The organism is Mycolicibacterium alvei, assembly GCF_010727325.1.
Taxonomy (GTDB): domain Bacteria; phylum Actinomycetota; class Actinomycetes; order Mycobacteriales; family Mycobacteriaceae; genus Mycobacterium; species Mycobacterium alvei.
In genome coordinates, this window is sequence record NZ_AP022565.1 from 2,165,944 (window position 1) to 2,184,282 (window position 18,339).

Here is an 18,339-nt window from a genome sequence, read left to right on the forward strand (position 1 = left end):
ACCAGCCTATTGCTGATCCGCAGGACCCGCGGCACCGTGTGCCGCGTTTCGCGGTCCGCTTCGGGGTACAGCGAATTCCGCAGTGCTGGTGATCGCCACACCGCCGGTCTGCCTGATGGCGGTGAGTTCGACACTCACCCGATCGGTCTCGTCCTCCTCGGACACCGCCACGACCGTTCCTGTGCAGGTCAGAATGTCGCCGGGCCAGACCTGCTCGCGGAAGCGGACGCCGAACCGACGCACACCGGGTGCTCCCAGCCAGTCGGTGGCGAACCCGGCCAGCAGCGCCGCGGAGAACATGCCTTGCGCGAATACCGACGGATAGCCCGCGGACCGTGCCAGTTCATCGTCGTAGTGCATGGGGTTGAGGTCACCGGACGCGCCGGAGTAGCGGACGAACATCTGCCGGGTGAGTGGACCGAACTCCCGGGGCGATGCCTGATCGCCGGGTTTCATTGCCTGGCCGCCGTCTCGATGAATGTGGCCTTTGCCTCGGCCACCAAAACCCCTGCGGTGTCGTGGTATTCGGTCACGACCGTGGCGAAGCGCATGGTGCCGCCACGCTTGCCCGGCTTGGAGAACCGCTCGACGATCCGCTCCTGTGCTGTCAGGACATCACCGGCAGCGGGTAACTCGCTGTGGAACGTGTACTCCTGCTCACCGTGCAGGAGTCGCTTGCGGTCGAAGCCCACGTTGACCCGGACGCCCGGCGGCGCCCAGCGGGCGGCGCTGGTCAGGAAGGTCGGCGGAACGATCGCGTCCGGACCACGGTAGGCGGGATCCTCGCTGAGCATGGCGTCGGCGAACTCGGCGATCTTCCCGCGCTCCACGACCACCTCCCAGGGTTGTCCCACGCCTAGATCGGTGTCACTGGCAGGCGCTGCAGTCATAGTGACCAATAGTGTCAGAAGAATGACGGATGTGAAACCTGAATAACATTTAATCGCCTTTGAGCAGCTTGTCTAAAGATGACATCGATGCCAGAATTGGCGTCCATGATCGAGTTGGCGGCGAGCTACGTCGCAGGCAAATGGGTGACGAGTACTGCCGCCACCACAGTGGAGGTGGCCTCGCCGACCACCGGAGAGGTGCTGGGCACCGTAGGTATTGCGGGCGACGACGAGGTCTCTGCCGCCGTCGCGGCGGCCCGCAGCGCGCTGCCGGCCTGGGCGCAGACCTCCCCCGCCGAGCGCGGCGCCGCGCTGGGAAGGCTCGCCGATGTCCTGACCGCCCGCAAGGGCGAGCTGGCCGACCTGGCCACCGCCGAGATCGGCTCGCCGCGCTCGTGGAGCACGTTCGGCCAGGTCATCACCGCGACCGGGGTGTTACGGGCTTACGCCGCCATCACGCCCGACCATCCGTTCACCACCAGCCGGCCCTCGATGACCGGTGGCGTCGTCGACGTGCGGCAGGTGCCAGTGGGCGTGGTCGGTGCGATCGTGCCGTGGAACACGCCCTTGTTCATCGCAGCGCTGAAACTGGGTCCTGCACTAGCGGCGGGCTGCACAGTGGTGCTCAAGCCTTCACCCGATGCGCCTCTGACCTTCGGTGTGCTCATGGAGGCGATCGAGGAGGCCGGCATCCCCGATGGCGTGGTCAATGTCGTCAACGGCGGGGCCGCGACCGGCGAGCTGCTCACCGAGCACCCAGATGTCGACAAGATCAGCTTCACCGGATCGACCGCGGTCGGCGCCCGGATCGCCGCGTCGTGTGGATCCCGGATCCGCCGCTGCAGCACAGAGCTCGGCGGTAAGTCCGCGGCCATCGTGCTGCCGGACGCGCCACTCGAGAAGACGGTCGCCGGACTGGTCGGCGGTGTGATGGGAAACAACGGCCAGCTGTGCGCCGCGCTGACCCGAATCCTGCTGCCGCGCAGTCGGTACCACGAGTACTTGACTGTCCTGATCGCTGCGGTAACCGCGCTGACGGTCGGCGATCCGGCCGACCGGTCCACTGATATCGGTCCGCTCATCAACAAGGCGGCACGTGACAAGGTCGAAGGTCTCCTGCGGCGGGCGCGCGACGAGGGAGCCACGGTGCTCACTGGCGGTGAGCGTCCGGACCGGCCGGGGTGGTTCGTCACCCCCGCTCTCGTCGAGGCCACCAACGACATGGAGATCGCCCGCGAGGAAGTTTTCGGCCCGGTCGTCGTCGTCATCGCCTATGACGATATTTCCGAAGCGGTGTCCATCGCCAACGACTCGCGCTACGGGTTGGTGGGTGCGGTGTGGTCGGCCGATGAGGAGCACGCAGCCACAGTGGCGGCCCAACTGCAGGCCGGGTCGATCGCCGTCAACTCCACCGCCGTACTCGACTTCGGCAGCCCGTTCGGTGGCTTCAAGCAGTCCGGTATCGGCCGTGAGGGCGGTCCGGAGGGCATCACCGGATTCGTTGAATACCAAGCCATCATCCGTTGATTCGGAAGGAATTTCACATGCAGACGCAGGCAGCAGTCCTGTTCGAACGCAATTCACCGTGGACGATCGAGACGATCGAGCTGGATCCGCCGAAGGCGACTGAAGTCCTGGTCGAGTTGCACGCCTCGGGTATGTGCCATTCGGACGATCATCTCGTCACCGGCGACATGCCGATCGCGCTTCCCTGCATCGGCGGGCACGAGGGCGCCGGCGTGGTCAAGGCAGTCGGCGATCATGTGTCGTGGCTGGCACCCGGCGACCACGTGGTGTTCAGCTTCATACCGTCGTGCGGTCGCTGCCCGTCCTGCTCGACTGGCCATCAGAGCCTGTGCGACCTAGGCGCAAAGATATACTCCGGCATGCAGATTCACGATGGAACCGCCCGCCACCACCTCCGTGACATGGATCTCGCGCTGGCTTGCGGGGTCGGGTCTTTCGCGCATCACACGGTGGTGCATGAGGCGAGTTGCGTGAAGATCCCGGAGCACTATCGTCTGGACCGGGCCTGCCTACTCGGCTGCGGGTTCATCACCGGATGGGGATCGTCGGTGTACGCCGCCGACGTACGGCCGGGCGATACGGTTGCCGTCGCCGGGGTTGGCGGAATCGGCGCGGCGGCGGTGCAGGGTGCCCGACTCGCCGGTGCGCGCACGATCACCGTCATCGACCCCTCGGAGTACAAGCGGGCCGAGGCGGTGAAGATGGGCGCTACCCACACCGCAGCGAACTGGGACGAAGCCAAAGGTGTTGTGGCCAAGGCAACCTGGGATCGTGGCGTGGATAAGTTCATCTGCGCGATGGGGGTCGGCGACGGACAGCTCGTCGGCCAGGCCCTGGCCATGACGGCCAAACGCGGCAAGCTGGTCGTCACCAACATCCACCCCATGCTGGAGCGGGAGATCCGGGCTAACCTGATGGATCTCACCCTGACCGAGAAGCAGATCGTGGGCACTCTCTACGGCTCGGGTAACCCACGCGCTGACATCCCGAAGATCCTCGAGCTCAGCAGCGCCGGGCAGGTGGACCTCGACTCCATGGTCACCCGCACCTATCCGCTGGAGAAGGTCAACGACGGCTACGCCGACATGCACGCGGGCGCCAATATCCGTGGCGTGCTTATCTATCCCCCCGCCGAGGCTTAACAGCCAGACGAGCCGTGTTCAGATTGCAGGTTGGTCCCCGCTAAACCTGCACAGTCTCCCATCCGCCCCCTTCGGCGGAGCGGTGCGCGGCGTCGATCACCGCGAGCGAGAGCAATCCGTCCTCGAAAGTCGCGGCCGAGCTGGCCTCGCCGTCGAAGGCCGGCAGCCAGTCCTCAAGCATCAACGCCATCGCGCGGCTCGCATGCCCGGCCAGACCGGACGGCAACTTCTCCGGGTGAGCCGGTTCACGGTCATCGACGATCAGTGGGCTCAGCCCGGCGTCGGTGGCCTCGCCGGCCGAGTATGCCGCGGAGCGCAGGTCGCCGTCACCGATGATCGTGCCGTCGGAGCCGAACAGCTCCAGGCGGTAGTGGTCGGCGTGCGCGCCCATCACCGACACGCTCAGCACCGCGGTCGGGCCGGATTCCATCCGCATCAACAGTGCCGCGGTGTCATCGGCGGTCACGTGCAGTGTTGTGCCGTCAGGCAATTCACGTACCGGTTCGCTGGTGCGCACCTCGGCGCACACCGACACCGGCCGGCCGAGCACGCTGCACAGGAAATCCAGGTCGTGCACCAGCATCCCGGCCAGATATCCCCCACCTTGGTCCCGGTCGTACATCCAGCCGGCCTGCACGGGATGGCTCGGATGCCAGTACGACGCACTGCGACTGACTCGCGCCAGATATTGCGTGCCCAGGAATCCGGACCGCACCCTGTCGGCGACTGCCAGCCAGTCCGGATTCCACCGGTTCTCGAAGCAGCAGGCGGTGGGCACGTTCGACTCGGCGGCGGCCCGAACCATCTCGCGGGCGGCTTCGAGGTCGCCGGCAAGCGGCTTCTCGCACAGCACGGGCTTGCCGGCCGCCAGCGCGGCCAGAGTCATGTCTCGGTGCAGCACGGTCGGTGTCGCCACCGAGATGACGTCGAGATCGTCACGGGTGACGAACGACTGCCAGTCGGTGGAGGTTTCCTCGATGCCCAGCTTGGCGGCCACCCGTTCCAGCCGGTCGGGTGTGCGAGCACAGAGTGCGACGGGCTCGAAGCCCTTCGCTGCCCGGAAGCCGGGTACCTGTACATGTGCACCCCAACCAACGCCGATGATGCCGACCCGCTTCGGCGTCTCGTTCACCATAGTTCTCCTCATACCTAGCCCAATATGAACACATATGTTAGATCGCACGGCAAGATCGGTGCGCCGATATTCGTTGCAACGGCTCACACACGCCGTACCCCAGCATTGCCAAAAAGTGACACTAGTGCCAGAATTCTGTGTTGTGAGTCCGATCGACATCGATGAGCAGCAGTTCGCCCCGCTGATCGACCTGCGGTGGTGGCAGGAGCATCCCGCCGACCGCAGCGATCTCTACCGGCGCCTTCGCGACGCGGACGGCCCGGTGTTCGTCCGTACCAGTCGACCTGAATCGCCGCGCATCCGCGGATTCTGGGCAGTCGGTTCGCACCGCGACGTGGCCCAGGTCAGTCGACGGCCGGAAGACTTCTGTTCGGGGCAGGGCACCCAGATCTTCGACCAGACGGCCGAGATGCGTGAATACCGTGGATCGATCATCGATATGGACGACCCCGAGCACGTGCGGCTGCGCAAAATCGTCTCCCGCGGATTCACGCCGCGCATCCTTTCCGAGATGCGTGGCCTGGTGCAGGAGACGACAACCGAGATCCTCGAGGAGATGCCACGCTCGGGCGAGTGTGATTTCGTGTCCTCTTTCGCCACGCTGCTACCGCTCCGAATCATCGACAACATGTTGGGCGTGCCCCGCGAGCACGAGCAGTTCATCCTGCAGGCCACCAACGTGGTGCTGGGCGCTTCCGACCCCGAGTACGTACCCGACCAGAGCATCAAGGGCATCGAGACTGCCGTCACGGAAACCAGTGAGCGGCTCATCGACTTGCTGAAAAGCATTGCCGAGGACCGCATCGCGAACCCCCGCAACGACGTCATCAGCAAGCTGGTCACCTCCGACGAGGAGAACCTGACCCCGCAGGAACTGGCCAAGTTCTTCATCCTGCTCATCGGCGCCGGCAACGAGACCACCCGCAACGCACTCACCCACGGGCTGCTGATTCTGTCCGCCCACCCCGAACAGCGGGACCGGCTCCTGGCCGAATACGACGACCTCGCATCGACCGCCGTCGAGGAGATCCTCCGGTACGCGAGCCCGGTAATCCACATGCGCCGCACCGTAACCCACGACGGTGTGACACTGACCGACGAGAACGGCGAGATTACCCACACCTTCAACGCCGGTGACAAGATCGTCCTCTGGTACCCCGCCGCCAACCGCGATCCAGCTGTCTTCGCCGAGCCGGAGCTTTTCGATATTGCACGAAAACCGAACAACCACATAGCCTTCGGCGGGCCGGGTCCGCACTTCTGCCTGGGCGCACACCTCGCCCGGCTCGAACTCAACGTCGCGTTCAAGATGCTCTACGACCGCTACCCCGACATCACCTCCGTCGGCGAACCGGTCATGCTGAGATCGAATTTCGTCAACGGCATCAAACACCTCAAGGCGACATACACCCCATGAACACACCCGCAGCAGTGCTGTCTGACACCACCGACGGCGTCCTGACCATCACACTGAACCGCCCTGAGGCCGCCAACGCGGTCCGACCCGATGACCGAGATGCGCTCATCGCGTTGCTGGCCGCCGCCGACGCCGACGACAAAGTTCGCGTCGTGGTGCTCCGCGCCAACGGCAAGCACTTCTGCGCCGGTGCCGACGTCGGCTCGCTCGCTGAGCGACGCGCGACGGTGGAGAAGCGGGTGATGGACCCGATGCGACGCATCATGAACGGCGCGCAGAAGTTGGTGGCCAGTGTGCTGGACTGCAACAAGCCGGTGATCGCCGCCGTGCAGGGCGCGGCCACTGGCATCGGGGCTCACCTGGTGTACGCCTCCGATCTGGTCATCGCCACCGAAAACGCCTATTTCGCGGAGTCTTTCGCCAAACGCGGACTGGTGGTCGACGGCGGCGGTTGCTACCTGCTGCCTCGGCGGATCGGTATGCAGAAGGCCAAGGAGTTGGCCTTCTTCGGTGAGAAGCTCACAGCTGCCGAGGCTTTAGGCATCGGCCTGGTGAACCGGGTGGTGCCGGCCGATGCGCTCGATGAGACGGTTGGAGACTTCGCCGGCCGACTGGCGGCCGCACCCACCACCGCGATCGCGTTCACCAAACGTCTGCTCAACGACTCCCCCGACACTGACAGGTCCGGGGCATTCGTCGCCGAAGCGATGGCCCAGGAGATCCAGTCGTATTCGCACGACTCGAAAGAGGGCGTGCAAGCCTTCGTCGAGAAGCGCCCGACCGAGTTCACCGGGTGGTGACGATGACGCGCGCCGACATTCCCGTCATCGACCCAGCAAGCGCACCCTATTGGGAGGCCGCACGCGACGGCCGCTTATTGGTCGCTGAATGCCGGGCGTGCGGCACGCTGCACCACTACCCGCGGCCGTTCTGCCCACACTGTTGGAGTGAGGACGTCCGTCCGGTGCAGGCCACCGGCACCGGCACGCTCTACACGTATTCGACGGTGTTCGTGAACGACCTGGCGCCGTTCAAGAAACAGTTGCCTTACGTGGCCGCCATCGTCGAACTGGACGAGGGCCCGCGTCTGATGACGACCATCGAGGGAGCTGCCCCACAACACCTTCGGGTCGGAATGCCGGTCACCGCGGTGTTCCGGCCGGTCGACAACAGCGACCCGGACAGCCCGTATCTGACCATCTTCACCCCTAGCGAGGAGCACGCATGACCGGACTACTGGACGGCAAGGTGGCCCTGGTGACCGGGGCCGGCCACGGCATCGGTCGCGGCCATGCCCTGGAGTTGGCCAAACACGGCGCCACCGTGATCATCAACGACCTGGGCACCAGCCTATCGGGTGAGGGCACTGGGAAGGTGGCCGACGAGGTGGTGCAGATCATCGAAAGCCGCGGCGGTAAGGCGGTTTCCGACTTCAGCGATGTCGGCGACGAGGAGCAGGTCGACCTCGCGGTGGAGCGGGCGTACTCGCAACTCGGCCGGTTGGACATCGTGGTCAACAATGCCGGCATCGTGCGCGACAAGGCGATCTGGAACATGACCCTCGATGATTTCGACCTGGTGATGCGGGTGCACGTGCGGGGCAGCTGGCTGACCAGCCGCGCGGTGGCACGCAAGTGGCGGGACGAATCGAAGGCCAACGGCAGCACGGTATATGGCCGCATCATCAACACCACGTCCGGCGCGGGCCTGCACGGCCACTTCGGTCAGACGAACTACAGTGCCGCCAAGGCTGCCATCGTGGGACTCACCCAGACCTTGAGCCTGGAACTGGCGTCGATCGGCGCGACCGTAAACGCGATCAGCCCGGGCGGTCGGACCCGGATGTCCGCCTCCATGCCCGGTGCGCAGGCACCGATCGAACCCGATGAACGCGCCGAAGATGAGTTCGACCCGAAGGACCCGTCGCTGGGCTCACCGGTGGTGGCGTGGCTGGCCAGCCCCGAGGCCGGCCACATCAGCGGTCAGGTGATCCGCGCGATGGGCGAGAATATCCAGCTGCTCAAGGGCTGGCATCCGGTGGCCTCGGTGTCCAACGGCCAGAAGCGCTGGGATGCAAACAAGTTGGGTGCGATCATGGCCACAGACGTATTCGGCACCCGCAACACCGGGTTGCGCCTCGGCGGCTGAAGTCGCCGTCCGACGGATGTCCGACTCACCCGCCGAGCTCATGGCGTGCGCGGCGACGGACGACGATGATTGCATTGCTGCGGTGCAGAGCATAGAGGAGGACGCCGGGCTACTGCCCCATCGAGCGGGGCGAAATTGGCCGGGCACAACAACAATGACCTATCAGCACACGCTCACCCGCTATCGCCTTTCCAGGTCCAACCTGTTCGCCCTGACTATCGCCATAGCCGTGGGATCCATAGGCGCCATCACGAGCGGCGCGCCCTCGGCAGCCGCCGACGACGACAGCTGCACGTTCCAGCTGTCGGCACCGCACGCGGAACAACTGCCCGGCGGAAGCAGGACTGCGGTATCGGCGACTCTGGTGGCGACGAAGTGCTCGGGCCTAGCCCAGGCCACAAGCGCCACAGTCTGCATTACCGGCCCCACGGGCAACGACACGTGCTCGTCGAGTCCCGCCTGGTCGACGGCGAGGGCATTCATCAACATGTCAGCGCCGGGAGGCACCTACACCGGCCGCGGCCAGGGCTGCTGGGCGGTCTTCGAGAAAGCTCGGTGCACTGACCTCGGGCCCGTCGGCTCGACGATCTGAGTACCCTCCCTGCGGAACGACACGGCACAACGGCCTTCGTGATCGGCCATTGCGCGGAAGCCGATCGGCCGAACGCCGTCGGGTAGGCGGCGAGAATCTCCCATGGTCAACTGGCGCTCGATACCGAAGTGGCTGCGCGATCTGGAATCGCATTTCCATTGGAACGGTGACGTTTTCAGTGACGGGAAGATCATCGATACGGCCATACCCGGGCACGGCAACCCCAAAGTCATCCCTAAGCCGCCGGCCGTCAGCACGATTCGTGAAAGTCCGCGGCGACCACTGCAGCGTCGATGAGCCCAGTCTGGCCCGGGCGCGGTCTCTGGTCGGGCTCAAGGGCTACGTCACCATTTCGTATGTCCAAGAGCGATCTTCGTGCCCGGCCGATACTCCACCATACGCGTGATGCCATCCAGGCGGCACCTAACGATCGCGTTCACGAACCTGCGGCGGCCCGGGGCCGATCGTCCGCGCCCACAGCGGCCGACCAACGGCATCTGCAGAACTTCCGTCGGGTGTTCCGCGAACGTCAGGTCGGCGGCGCGGACGCGGCCCAAGGCCGCGCAGACCGCGGCGAGCAACGGTCGACAAACGGTAGTCCTGCCCACAGCACCGCCCCAGGTACGGCGCGTTCTGCGCGTCGACCATCGCTTATCAATTAGATAAATAGATATATATATGGTGCGTTCATCGCGCGATCTTTTGCCCACCTAACGATCCATGCAGGTAAGCATCGACCGTCAGCCGTGGGTCCGGCCCCCGCCGTCGCGATGAGCCCTACAGTCGACCAGCCAGACGCCGCAGCGGAGACCCCCCGGGGAGCGCGGCGCCGTGTGCAGCACCGATGCACCCGAGGGGGAAGGACTACTGATCAAATCGGTCGCCGTCTGCAGCCTCGACCGCATCTAGATGTCGGGCGCCGGCGCGTCGACACAACCGTGAATTCATCGATATACGGCTCTTTCGACCAAATCCCATCAGCCGCGCTTCTGTCCATAAATAGGGGCGCTTTAATGCGCACAAAGAGCCGCGAATTCGCAGCATAATAAACGTCACAACGAGGTGAATGAGTTTCCATTAACTTGTTGCTAGCAAATCCTCGATGGCTAGTACTGACCGTGCGTACCCGAAACTTCAGCAACTCCCCGGCGGTAACCCAAACCCCTCGCCAGCGTCCGCGAGTCAGGCGGTAGCGAAGGCGCGTGCTCAACTCGGCGCAGATGGCGTCAGGTATGCCGATAGGTGCCTCTAGCTGCAACAATGTCAGCTATCCCATCAAGGCAAGGACGTCGCGCGAGCAGCACTACAGGCAGCGGCGCCAACACTCGCCGCCATGTGAGACGGGGTCACCGCCGCCAACTCTGCAGAATGAGCAAATCTATCCGACGGAACTACTCGAACCCCATGTCCCGCGTCGGCATAGAGCCGAATCTGTTGCTACAACCGAAAACAATGGTGTACGGTTCCCCCGCAACGACGTGTGTGCTGGACCACATCTCCGATCCGGTCATCTGTCGATAAAGCTCCATGAAGGGAACCGCAGGCCATGAAACATCGCGACGCGCAGGTGGTGCGTGAGTCTTGGTGACCATGGGAAATGCTTATCGACCCCTTCGCGCGCTCGGCGACTTCTTCGCGACCACCCTGGACACGTTCGTGTTGATGTTCAAGCGACCCTTCGCGTGGCGCGAATTCCTACTCCAGACCTGGTTCGTCGCACGCGTGTCGATCGCGCCGACCCTGCTGCTGTCGATCCCCTTCACCGTCCTGACCGTGTTCATCATCAACATCCTGCTCGTTGAGCTGGGTGCCGCCGACTTCTCTGGCACTGGAGCCGCCCTGGGCGCGGTCACTCAGATCGGTCCGCTGGTCACCGTGCTTGTCATTTCGGGCGCGGGCGCGACGGCGATGTGCGCGGACCTGGGAGCGCGAACCATCCGCGAAGAGTTGGATGCGATGAGCGTCCTCGGTATCGACCCGGTGCAGGCACTCGTCGTACCCCGCGTGTTGGCCGCCACCGTCGTCGCCGTCATGCTGACCTCGCTGGTGACCATGGTTGGCATCGTCGGCAGCTTCTTCTTCGCGGTCTTCTTTCAGAACGTCACGCCCGGCGCCTTCGCATCCGGTCTCACCCTCCTGGTCGGAGGCGTCGACGTAGTGGTGAACCTTGCCAAAGCCGCGATTTTCGGTCTCGTCGCCGGCCTCATCGCCTGCTACAAGGGCATCTCGGTCGGCGGCGGCCCGCAGGGCGTGGGGAACGCGGTCAACGAGACAGTGGTGTTCACCTTCATGGCTCTCTTCGTCATCAACGTCATCGCCACAGCGGTCGCCGTCAGGGTCACAGCGTGACGGCGCAGGTTGGCAGAGCCAGCGGCCTGCACCCCCGGATCCAACGGTTCTTGGCGTCCTGCTCCAACAGCTGGAAACGGGTGGGCGAGCAGACCCAGTTCTACGGCTGGACCGTGCGCGGCATCGGCGACGCAGTTGTCCACTACAAGGTCGAAGTCATCCGGCAGATCGCCCAGATGAGTCTGGGTGTGGGCGCGCTCGCGCTCATCGGCGGGACGGTAGTCATCGTGGCCTTCCTGACGCTGTCCGCCGGATCGCTCATTGCGGTTCAGTCGTACAACCAGCTCGCCCAGATCGGCGTCGAGGCACTGGCCGGATTCACCTCGGCGTTTCTGAACGTCCGACTGGTGTCGCCGCTCGTGGCCGGCATCGGCCTCGCCGCGACCATCGGCGCCGGCGCCACCGCCCAACTTGGCGCAATGCGAATCAGTGAGGAGATCGACGCGCTCGAAGTGATGGGTGTCCGCTCGGTCGCGTACCTGGCGTCGACGCGCGTGTTGGCCGGTGTGCTGGTGGTCATTCCGCTCTACTGCATCGCCGTCATCATGGCTTTCGTCGCCACCAGGTTCGGTACCACGTTCGTCTACGGGCAGTCCACCGGCGTCTACGACCACTACTTCAAGACGTTCCTCAACCCCACCGATCTCATCTGGTCGTTCATGCAAGCGATCCTGATCGCCATCGTGGTGATGCTGGTGCACACCTATTACGGCTTCACCGCCACGGGAGGCCCCGCCGGAGTCGGTGAGGCTGTCGGCCGGGGAGTACGTACGTCGCTGGTCGCCACTGTCTTCGTAACCCTGTTCGTCTCGCTGGCCGTCTACGGCCAGTCCGGCAACTTCCACCTTTCGGGATAGCGCGATGGACTTTCTACGCAATGACAGCCGGCTGAGCCCCGGGTGGTGGACGCTCTTCCTCGTCGCTTTCCTGGCGGCCGTGGTGTTCGTGACCAGTGCACTGTTCTCCGGGACCTTCACCGCCTACGTGCCCGTCACCTTGACCTCCGACCGATCCGGTCTGGTGATGGAGCCGGGCGGCAAGGTCAAGATGCAGGGCGTGGAGGTAGGCCGGGTTGGTGAGGTCCAAGGTGGCGACCCCGTCCGGCTCAAGCTCGAGATGTTCCCAGACCAGCTCCAGTACCTCCCCGCCAACATCGGCGCCCAGATTCGGGCGACCACAGCCTTCGGCGCAAAGTTTGTGGACCTGACCTACCCGTCTGCGCCGAGCCCACACCACCTGCAGCCAGGTGCGGTGATCGAGGCGTCGAACGTCTCGACCGAGGTCAACACTGTCTTCCAGAATCTGATGGGCGTGCTGAAGCAGATCGATCCAGCCAAGCTCAATGGTGTTCTGTCGGCCCTGGCCGAGGGCGTTCGCGGCCAGGGCCCGACCATCGGCCAGGCCACCACCGATGCCAATGAGGTGCTGTCGGCTCTGAATCCCCGAGCAGACACCCTGCGGCGAGATTGGCAGTCGCTCAAGGGTTTCAGCGACACCTACAGCGTCGCCGCCCAGGAGATCCTGACTGTGCTGGATGCAGCGAGTACAACCAGCACCACAATCACCCAACACGCGAAGGCGTTGGATGCGCTGCTGCTCAACGTGACTGGACTCTCGCGAAGTGGCGAAAACCTACTCGGGTCGAGCAAGGACAACCTTGTGACCTCGGTCAACGCCCTCGAGTCGACCACCAGCCTGTTGCTCAAGTACAACCCGATGATCACGTGCACCATCGTCGGCGGGAAGCACTTTCTGGATAACGGCGGCTACAAGGGCGCAGGCGGAAACGGCTTTTCGACAATCACCGACGTCGGTCTCCTGCTCGGCGATGACCCATACAAGTATCCGGAGAACCTGCCGATCGTCGCGGCCAAGGGCGGTCCAGGCGGAAAGCCAGGATGCGGGTCCCTGCCCTACGTCGAAAACATGTACCCCGTACGCCAATTGGTCACCAACACCGGTTGGGGTACCGGCAACGATATTCGGACCAACCCCGGTATCGGTTTCCCGGCTTACAACAACTTCTTCCCCGTCACCCGGGGCAACCCGGAACCGCCGAGCATCCGCAACCTCTTCGGAGGCCCCGCGCCCGGCCCCATCCCGTATCCCGGCGCCCCGCCCTATGGCGCACCGATGTACGCCCCGGACGGCACCCCGCTGTGGCCCGGGCTTCCCCAGGGAGTGCCCTCGGCGTCACCGCCACCGGACCCCAACGACGTCCCCGCCGGAGCGGAGCCGTTCACACCGCCCGCGCCCGCGGAACTGGTGCCGACACCGCTACCCCCGCCAGCGCCCTGAATCCGCCAAACAGCCGTACCGCGAAGTTATGAGAGGCAACAGTCGTGAGATCTAACCTGCGAGGCGCCATCTGGCGGCTTGCCGTCTTCGCAGTGGCAGCAGCGCTAGGCGTCTTCTCGCTCTTCGCGATTTTCGCCCAGCTGCGGTTCGAGGACGGAAAGACCTACGGCGCCGAGTTCAGCAACATCAGCGGACTGGAGACGGGCCAGTTCGTCCGCGTCGCCGGCGTCGAGGTCGGCAAGGTGACCGATATCGGGATCCAGCCCGACAACAAGGTACTGGTCCACTTCACCGCCGATGACACCGTTGTATTGACCCAGGGCAGCCGGGCGGTGATCCGCTACGACGACCTGATCGGCGGCCGCTACCTGGCCCTCGAAGAGGGGGCGGGAAGCACCGCTGAGCTCAAGCCCGGCGGCACTATCCCGCTGGCCAACACCTCGCCCGCGCTGAACCTCGACGCACTCATCGGTGGCTTCCGACCACTGTTCCGCGCCTTGAACCCAGACCAGGTCAATGCCTTGTCGGGCCAGCTGATCAAAGCGTTGCAGGGCCAGGGCGCCACGATCGGCTCATTCTTGAATCAAACTGCGGCACTGACGAACACCCTCGCGGACCGGGACCAGCTGATCGGACAGGTGATCGTGAACCTCAACACCGTCGTCGGCTCGCTCGGCGATCAGAGCGAGCACGTCGACACCGCGGTGACCTCGCTGTCCGACCTCGTCGACACCTTGGCCGACCACAAAAACGACATCAGCAATTCCGTGGCATACACCAACGCAGCCTCGAACTCGATCGCCGATCTGCTGGCCCACGCACGAACCCCCTTGAAGAAGGTTGTCGCCGAGACCGACCGGTCCTCGGGCCTGGTAGTGGCCGACCACGACTACATGGACAACCTCCTCAACACCTTGCCCGAGGCGTACCAGCAGTTGGGCCGCCAAGGGCTCTACGGCGACTTCTTCAGCTTCTATCTGTGCGAAGTCGCCTTGAAAGTCAACGGCAAAGGGGGCCAACCGGTCTACATCAAGCTGGTCGGCCAAGACTCCGGGAGGTGCACGCCGAAATGAAGTCCTTCCGCGAACGCAACCCCGTCGTGATCGGCGCCGTCGGCGTCGGTGTCACCGCCGGCTTGATGCTGCTGGCGTTGAACTACGACAAGCTGCCCTTCGTCAATCGGGCAACAAGCTACTCGGCGTACTTCGCCGAAGCCGGTGGCCTCACTCCCGGTGCGCCAGTGCAGGTTTCCGGCTTCAAGGTCGGTGCCGTCGAAAGTGTCAAGCTCGACCACGCACGTGTGCTGGTCACGTTCAACGTGGCCGACGACATCAGTCTCGGCGACCACACCGAAGCAGCCATCCAGACCAAGAGCCTGCTGGGGTCGAAAATCATCGAGATCACCCCACGGGGTGGTGGCACTCAAGACGGTCCGATCCCGCTCGACCGCACACGATCTGCGTATCAGTTGCCCGATGCACTCGGCGACCTCACCGCCACGATCAGCGGCCTGGACACCGATCAGCTGTCGGACTCGCTGGCGGTCCTGACCGACACATTCAAGGACACTCCCCCAGATCTGAAGGTCGCGGTTGCCGGCGTGGAGCGATTCTCGCGCACCCTGAGCACGCGCGATGAGCAACTACGTAACCTGCTGGCCAACGCCGACAAAGCCACAGCGGTGCTGTCGGAGCGCAGTGACCAGGTGGTCAACCTCATCGCCAACAGCGATGCACTGCTCGTCCAGCTGCAGAGCCAAAGCGCGGCACTCGACCAGATCGCCGGATCCATCTCGGCTCTCTCGCGGCAGGCGAAGGCATTCATCGACGAGAACAACGCGACATTCAAGCCCGCGATCGACAAGCTCAACGGGGTACTCGCGATTGTTGACAACCGTAAAGAGCAGGTGCAGAAGTCCATCAAGCTGCTCAACGCCTACGCCATGTCTCTCGGCGAGTCGGTGTCTGCGGCCCCGTTCTTCAAGGCTTACATCGGCAATCTGTTACCGGGCCAGTACCTGCAACCCTTTATCGACGCCGCATTTTCCGACCTCGGCCTGGATCCCAACGTGCTGCTGCCGTCGCAATTGACAGATCCGCCCGTCGGCCAACCCGGCACACCGGCACTGCCGGTCCCCTACCCCCGCACGGGTCAGGGCGGCGAGCCGAATCTGACACTGCCCGACGCGATCACCGGCAAGCCGGGCGATCCGGGGTGCGGTCCGCCCGGCATGCCGCTGCCCGGACCGACGGGCTGCTACCCGTACCGGGAACCGCTGCCCGCTCCACCGCCGGGAGGACCCCCTCCTGGCCCGCCGGCCGCGGCCGCCCCAGAGTTGGCCTCCGTTCCCTCACCGGTACCCAACCCCGTGACGGTCCATGCCCCCGGTGAATTGCCGGCCCCGAGCGCACCCACCGACGGAGGACAGTGATGACCGCACGCAGAGCGCGGGTCGGCCTCGCCACCCTTCTCGCCGTCCTGGTCGCGGCCGGGATCGTGGTCGTGACCCAGACCCAAGAGCGCATCAACCGCGTCAACGTCGTTGGCTACTTCGCCAACAGCAATGGCATCTTCCCCGGCGACGACGTACGAGTTCTCGGGGTGCCGGTCGGAAAGATCGACACGATCACTCCAGAGGCCACCCGAGTCAAGATCGCGTTCTGGTACGACGCCCAGTACCAGGTGCCCGCCGATGCCAAGGCGGTCATCCTGTCTCCATCGCTGGTCACCTCCCGGGCCATCCAACTGACCCCGGCGTATACCGCCGGGCCCACCATGGCAGATCACGCTGTCGTCCCTGAGGAGCGCACCGCTGTTCCCGTCGAATGGGACGACTTCCGCGTGCAGTTGGAGCGACTCACCGACACCCTGCAACCCACTCAACCGGGCGGTGTCAGCACGCTGGGCGGGCTGATCAACACCTCTGCGGACAACCTGCGCGGCCAGGGCGCGAACATCCGACAAACGATCATTCAAATGTCCCAGGCATTTTCGGCGCTCGGGGATCGCAGCAAGAACCTCTTCAGCACAGTCAAGAACATCTCAACCGTGGTCACGGCGCTTCAGAGCAGCCAGGACCTGCTGCGCCAACTTAATCAGAACCTCGCCGCCGTCACCGGACTTCTGGCCAACGATCCGAACGAGATCGCCAACGCCGTCCGCGATATCGACTCCGTCGTCGGTGAGCTGACAGCCTTCGTCGCCGCCAACAAGGAAACCGTGGGCACCACGTCGGACAAGCTGGCCTCGGTAAGCACCGCGCTCAATCAGAGCCTCGACGACATCAAACAGACGCTGCACATCGCACCAACCGCGTTCCAGAACTTCGTCAACATCTACCAGCCCGCACAGGGGGCGCTGACCGGCGCGCTGGCCATCAATCAATTTTCCAATCCGATCGAATTCCTTTGCGGTGCAATTCAGGCGGCCTCACGACTCGGCGCCGAACAATCCGCCAAACTGTGCGCACAATACCTGGCTCCCATTATCAAGAACCGGCAGTTCAACTTCCCACCCTTGGGGCAGAACGTTCTTGTCGGCGCTCAGGCGCGGCCCAACGAGATCACCTACAGTGAGGATTGGATGAGGCCGGATTACGTTCCGCCGCAACCACCGTCGACACCACCCGCGCCTGCACCCGTCGCCACCAACCCCGACAACGGGCTGACCGGCATGATGGTCCCCCCTGGAGGTGGCTCGTGATCGGCCGCTGCCTCCATCAGGCCGGCTCGGCCCTGTTGGCCGCGCTCGTCCTAGTCAGTGCATCCGGTTGCTCTGAGTGGCGCGGCGTGAACACCCTGGACCTCCCGGGCACCGAAGGCCACCGCAACAACCCGTTCACCATCCAGGCGCAACTCCCCGATGTCGAGAACCTGCAACGGAATTCCCGGGTGCGCGTCGGTGACGTCACAGTCGGCAACGTCACCAAGATCGAACGGCAGGGTTGGCACGCGCTGGTGACGATGAGCCTCAATGGCGACGTCAAACTCCCTGCCAATGCCACGGCAACCGTCGGCCAGACGAGCCTGTTGGGCTCACTACACGTCGAGCTCGCTCCGCCCGCCGGAATCGCACCGCAGGGCAGCCTGAGCGGGGGTTCGGTGATCCCATTGTCATCGGGGTCTATCTATCCCTCGACCGAGCAGACCCTGGCCGGCATCTCGATGCTCCTCAACGGCGGTGGCATCGGGCAACTCCAGGACATCACCCAGTCGCTGAGCACCGCCTTCGCCGGCCGTGAAGGCGACCTACGTAGCCTGCTCACCCAGCTGGATCAATTCATCGGATCCCTCAGCGCCCAGACCACCGACATCATCGAGGCCACGGACAGTTTCAATGGACTGGTGAGCCAGCTTGCTGATCAGAAACCAGTGTTGGACAAGGCGTTACAGACCTTGCCTGCCGCCCTGCAGGTGCTCAGTGATCAGCGTCAGCATCTCGCCGATGCGTTGACGGAACTCGGCAGGTTCAGTGCTTTGACAACTGACACGGTCAACCAGACCAAGGAGAATCTGGTCAAGGAGCTCGGCGACCTCGGGCCAGTTCTGCAGTCTCTGGCCGACTCCGGCCCGGCACTGACCAGATCCCTCAGTTTCTTCGCTACCTTCCCCTATCCGAAAGAGACGCTCAACAAGTGGCTACGTGGCGAGTACGCCAATCAGACCATCATCCTCGACCTGACCTTGAGCCGGCTGGACGCCAGCTTCTTCACCGGCACCCGCTGGGAAGGCGACCTGACCGAGCTGGAGATGCAGTGGGGCCGCACCATCGGCCAAATGCCAAGTCCCTACACCGCGGTCAACCCGCTGGTTGCGCCCTACCACGGAGATCAGGGGCCGTAG

General features: G+C 64.4%; 17 protein-coding genes and 1 pseudogene. 15 read left to right on the forward strand and 3 right to left on the reverse strand.

Features of this window, described 5'->3' with window-relative positions:
• Positions 1-6 precede the first annotated feature (6 nt).
• Positions 7-456, reverse strand: coding sequence for a MaoC/PaaZ C-terminal domain-containing protein (locus G6N44_RS10415; protein ID WP_163663712.1), 450 nt, complete (start codon positions 454-456; stop codon positions 7-9).
• On the reverse strand, positions 453-890 hold the full coding sequence (locus tag G6N44_RS10420; RefSeq protein ID WP_179964506.1) for an FAS1-like dehydratase domain-containing protein: 438 nt from the start codon (positions 888-890) through the stop codon (positions 453-455). Before G6N44_RS10420 ends, G6N44_RS10415 begins: the two co-directional genes overlap by 4 nt.
• A gap of 87 nt (positions 891-977) precedes the next feature.
• On the opposite strand from G6N44_RS10420, the gene G6N44_RS10425 reads away from it, so the two are divergent.
• On the forward strand, positions 978-2,417 hold the full coding sequence (locus tag G6N44_RS10425; RefSeq protein WP_407666138.1) for an aldehyde dehydrogenase: 1,440 nt from the start codon (positions 978-980) through the stop codon (positions 2,415-2,417).
• 17 nt (positions 2,418-2,434) lie between these two features.
• On the forward strand, positions 2,435-3,559 hold the full coding sequence (locus G6N44_RS10430; RefSeq protein ID WP_163663716.1) for a Zn-dependent alcohol dehydrogenase: 1,125 nt from the start codon (positions 2,435-2,437) through the stop codon (positions 3,557-3,559).
• Between the two features lie 40 nt (positions 3,560-3,599).
• Here G6N44_RS10430 and G6N44_RS10435 read toward each other — a convergent pair whose 3' ends face one another.
• A complete protein-coding gene (locus G6N44_RS10435; RefSeq protein ID WP_235682994.1) occupies positions 3,600-4,691 on the reverse strand; it encodes a Gfo/Idh/MocA family protein in 1,092 nt (363 codons plus the stop codon).
• Between the two features lie 145 nt (positions 4,692-4,836).
• Between G6N44_RS10435 and G6N44_RS10440 the strand changes: the two genes are divergently transcribed.
• The 13 genes and pseudogenes from G6N44_RS10440 (at position 4,837) to G6N44_RS10495 (ending at position 18,339) form a co-directional block, all read left to right on the forward strand.
• On the forward strand, positions 4,837-6,111 hold the full coding sequence (locus G6N44_RS10440; RefSeq protein WP_179964507.1) for a cytochrome P450: 1,275 nt from the start codon (positions 4,837-4,839) through the stop codon (positions 6,109-6,111).
• Positions 6,108-6,911, forward strand: coding sequence for an enoyl-CoA hydratase/isomerase family protein (locus G6N44_RS10445; RefSeq protein ID WP_163663722.1), 804 nt, complete (start codon positions 6,108-6,110; stop codon positions 6,909-6,911). Before G6N44_RS10440 ends, G6N44_RS10445 begins: the two co-directional genes overlap by 4 nt.
• Before the next feature lie 2 nt (positions 6,912-6,913).
• Complete coding sequence (locus tag G6N44_RS10450) at positions 6,914-7,339, forward strand: Zn-ribbon domain-containing OB-fold protein (protein ID WP_163663724.1); 426 nt, start codon at positions 6,914-6,916, stop codon at positions 7,337-7,339.
• Positions 7,336-8,259, forward strand: a complete 924-nt coding sequence (locus G6N44_RS10455; RefSeq protein ID WP_163663726.1) for an SDR family NAD(P)-dependent oxidoreductase — start codon at positions 7,336-7,338, stop codon at positions 8,257-8,259. Before G6N44_RS10450 ends, G6N44_RS10455 begins: the two co-directional genes overlap by 4 nt.
• A 154-nt stretch (positions 8,260-8,413) precedes the next feature.
• Positions 8,414-8,851: a hypothetical protein gene (locus G6N44_RS10460; protein WP_163663728.1), complete on the forward strand. Its 438-nt coding sequence runs from the start codon at positions 8,414-8,416 to the stop codon at positions 8,849-8,851.
• A gap of 138 nt (positions 8,852-8,989) precedes the next feature.
• Positions 8,990-9,298 (forward strand): annotated as a pseudogene (locus G6N44_RS29455) (IS1634 family transposase); the annotation flags it as partial.
• 1,143 nt (positions 9,299-10,441) lie between these two features.
• A complete protein-coding gene (locus G6N44_RS10465) occupies positions 10,442-11,200 on the forward strand; it encodes an MlaE family ABC transporter permease (RefSeq protein WP_163663730.1) in 759 nt (252 codons plus the stop codon).
• 38 nt (positions 11,201-11,238) lie between these two features.
• A complete protein-coding gene (locus G6N44_RS10470; RefSeq protein WP_372508180.1) occupies positions 11,239-12,057 on the forward strand; it encodes an ABC transporter permease in 819 nt (272 codons plus the stop codon).
• A 4-nt stretch (positions 12,058-12,061) separates the two neighbouring features.
• The gene (locus G6N44_RS10475) at positions 12,062-13,498 is read left to right on the forward strand and encodes an MCE family protein (protein WP_163663732.1); all 1,437 of its coding nucleotides are present in this window, start codon (positions 12,062-12,064) and stop codon (positions 13,496-13,498) included.
• A 44-nt stretch (positions 13,499-13,542) separates the two neighbouring features.
• Positions 13,543-14,571 (forward strand): MCE family protein, encoded by a 1,029-nt coding sequence (locus G6N44_RS10480; RefSeq protein WP_163663734.1) that lies wholly within the window; start codon positions 13,543-13,545, stop codon positions 14,569-14,571.
• On the forward strand, positions 14,568-15,929 hold the full coding sequence (locus G6N44_RS10485; protein ID WP_163669796.1) for an MCE family protein: 1,362 nt from the start codon (positions 14,568-14,570) through the stop codon (positions 15,927-15,929). The genes G6N44_RS10480 and G6N44_RS10485 overlap by 4 nt, the downstream gene beginning before the upstream one ends.
• The gene (locus G6N44_RS10490) at positions 15,929-17,200 is read left to right on the forward strand and encodes an MCE family protein (protein ID WP_163663736.1); all 1,272 of its coding nucleotides are present in this window, start codon (positions 15,929-15,931) and stop codon (positions 17,198-17,200) included. The genes G6N44_RS10485 and G6N44_RS10490 overlap by 1 nt, the downstream gene beginning before the upstream one ends.
• Positions 17,197-18,339 (forward strand): virulence factor Mce family protein, encoded by a 1,143-nt coding sequence (locus G6N44_RS10495; protein WP_163663738.1) that lies wholly within the window; start codon positions 17,197-17,199, stop codon positions 18,337-18,339. The genes G6N44_RS10490 and G6N44_RS10495 overlap by 4 nt, the downstream gene beginning before the upstream one ends.

Coding starts and splice junctions, on each gene's coding strand:
- G6N44_RS10415 (WP_163663712.1), bottom strand. CDS start 456: ATGAAACCCGGCGATCAGGCATCGCCCCGGGAGTTCGGTCCACTCACC.
- G6N44_RS10420 (WP_179964506.1), bottom strand. CDS start 890: ATGACTGCAGCGCCTGCCAGTGACACCGATCTAGGCGTGGGACAACCC.
- G6N44_RS10425 (WP_407666138.1), top strand. CDS start 978: ATGCCAGAATTGGCGTCCATGATCGAGTTGGCGGCGAGCTACGTCGCA.
- G6N44_RS10430 (WP_163663716.1), top strand. CDS start 2,435: ATGCAGACGCAGGCAGCAGTCCTGTTCGAACGCAATTCACCGTGGACG.
- G6N44_RS10445 (WP_163663722.1), top strand. CDS start 6,108: ATGAACACACCCGCAGCAGTGCTGTCTGACACCACCGACGGCGTCCTG.
- G6N44_RS10450 (WP_163663724.1), top strand. CDS start 6,914: ATGACGCGCGCCGACATTCCCGTCATCGACCCAGCAAGCGCACCCTAT.
- G6N44_RS10455 (WP_163663726.1), top strand. CDS start 7,336: ATGACCGGACTACTGGACGGCAAGGTGGCCCTGGTGACCGGGGCCGGC.
- G6N44_RS10460 (WP_163663728.1), top strand. CDS start 8,414: ATGACCTATCAGCACACGCTCACCCGCTATCGCCTTTCCAGGTCCAAC.
- G6N44_RS10465 (WP_163663730.1), top strand. CDS start 10,442: ATGGGAAATGCTTATCGACCCCTTCGCGCGCTCGGCGACTTCTTCGCG.
- G6N44_RS10475 (WP_163663732.1), top strand. CDS start 12,062: ATGGACTTTCTACGCAATGACAGCCGGCTGAGCCCCGGGTGGTGGACG.
- G6N44_RS10485 (WP_163669796.1), top strand. CDS start 14,568: ATGAAGTCCTTCCGCGAACGCAACCCCGTCGTGATCGGCGCCGTCGGC.
- G6N44_RS10490 (WP_163663736.1), top strand. CDS start 15,929: ATGACCGCACGCAGAGCGCGGGTCGGCCTCGCCACCCTTCTCGCCGTC.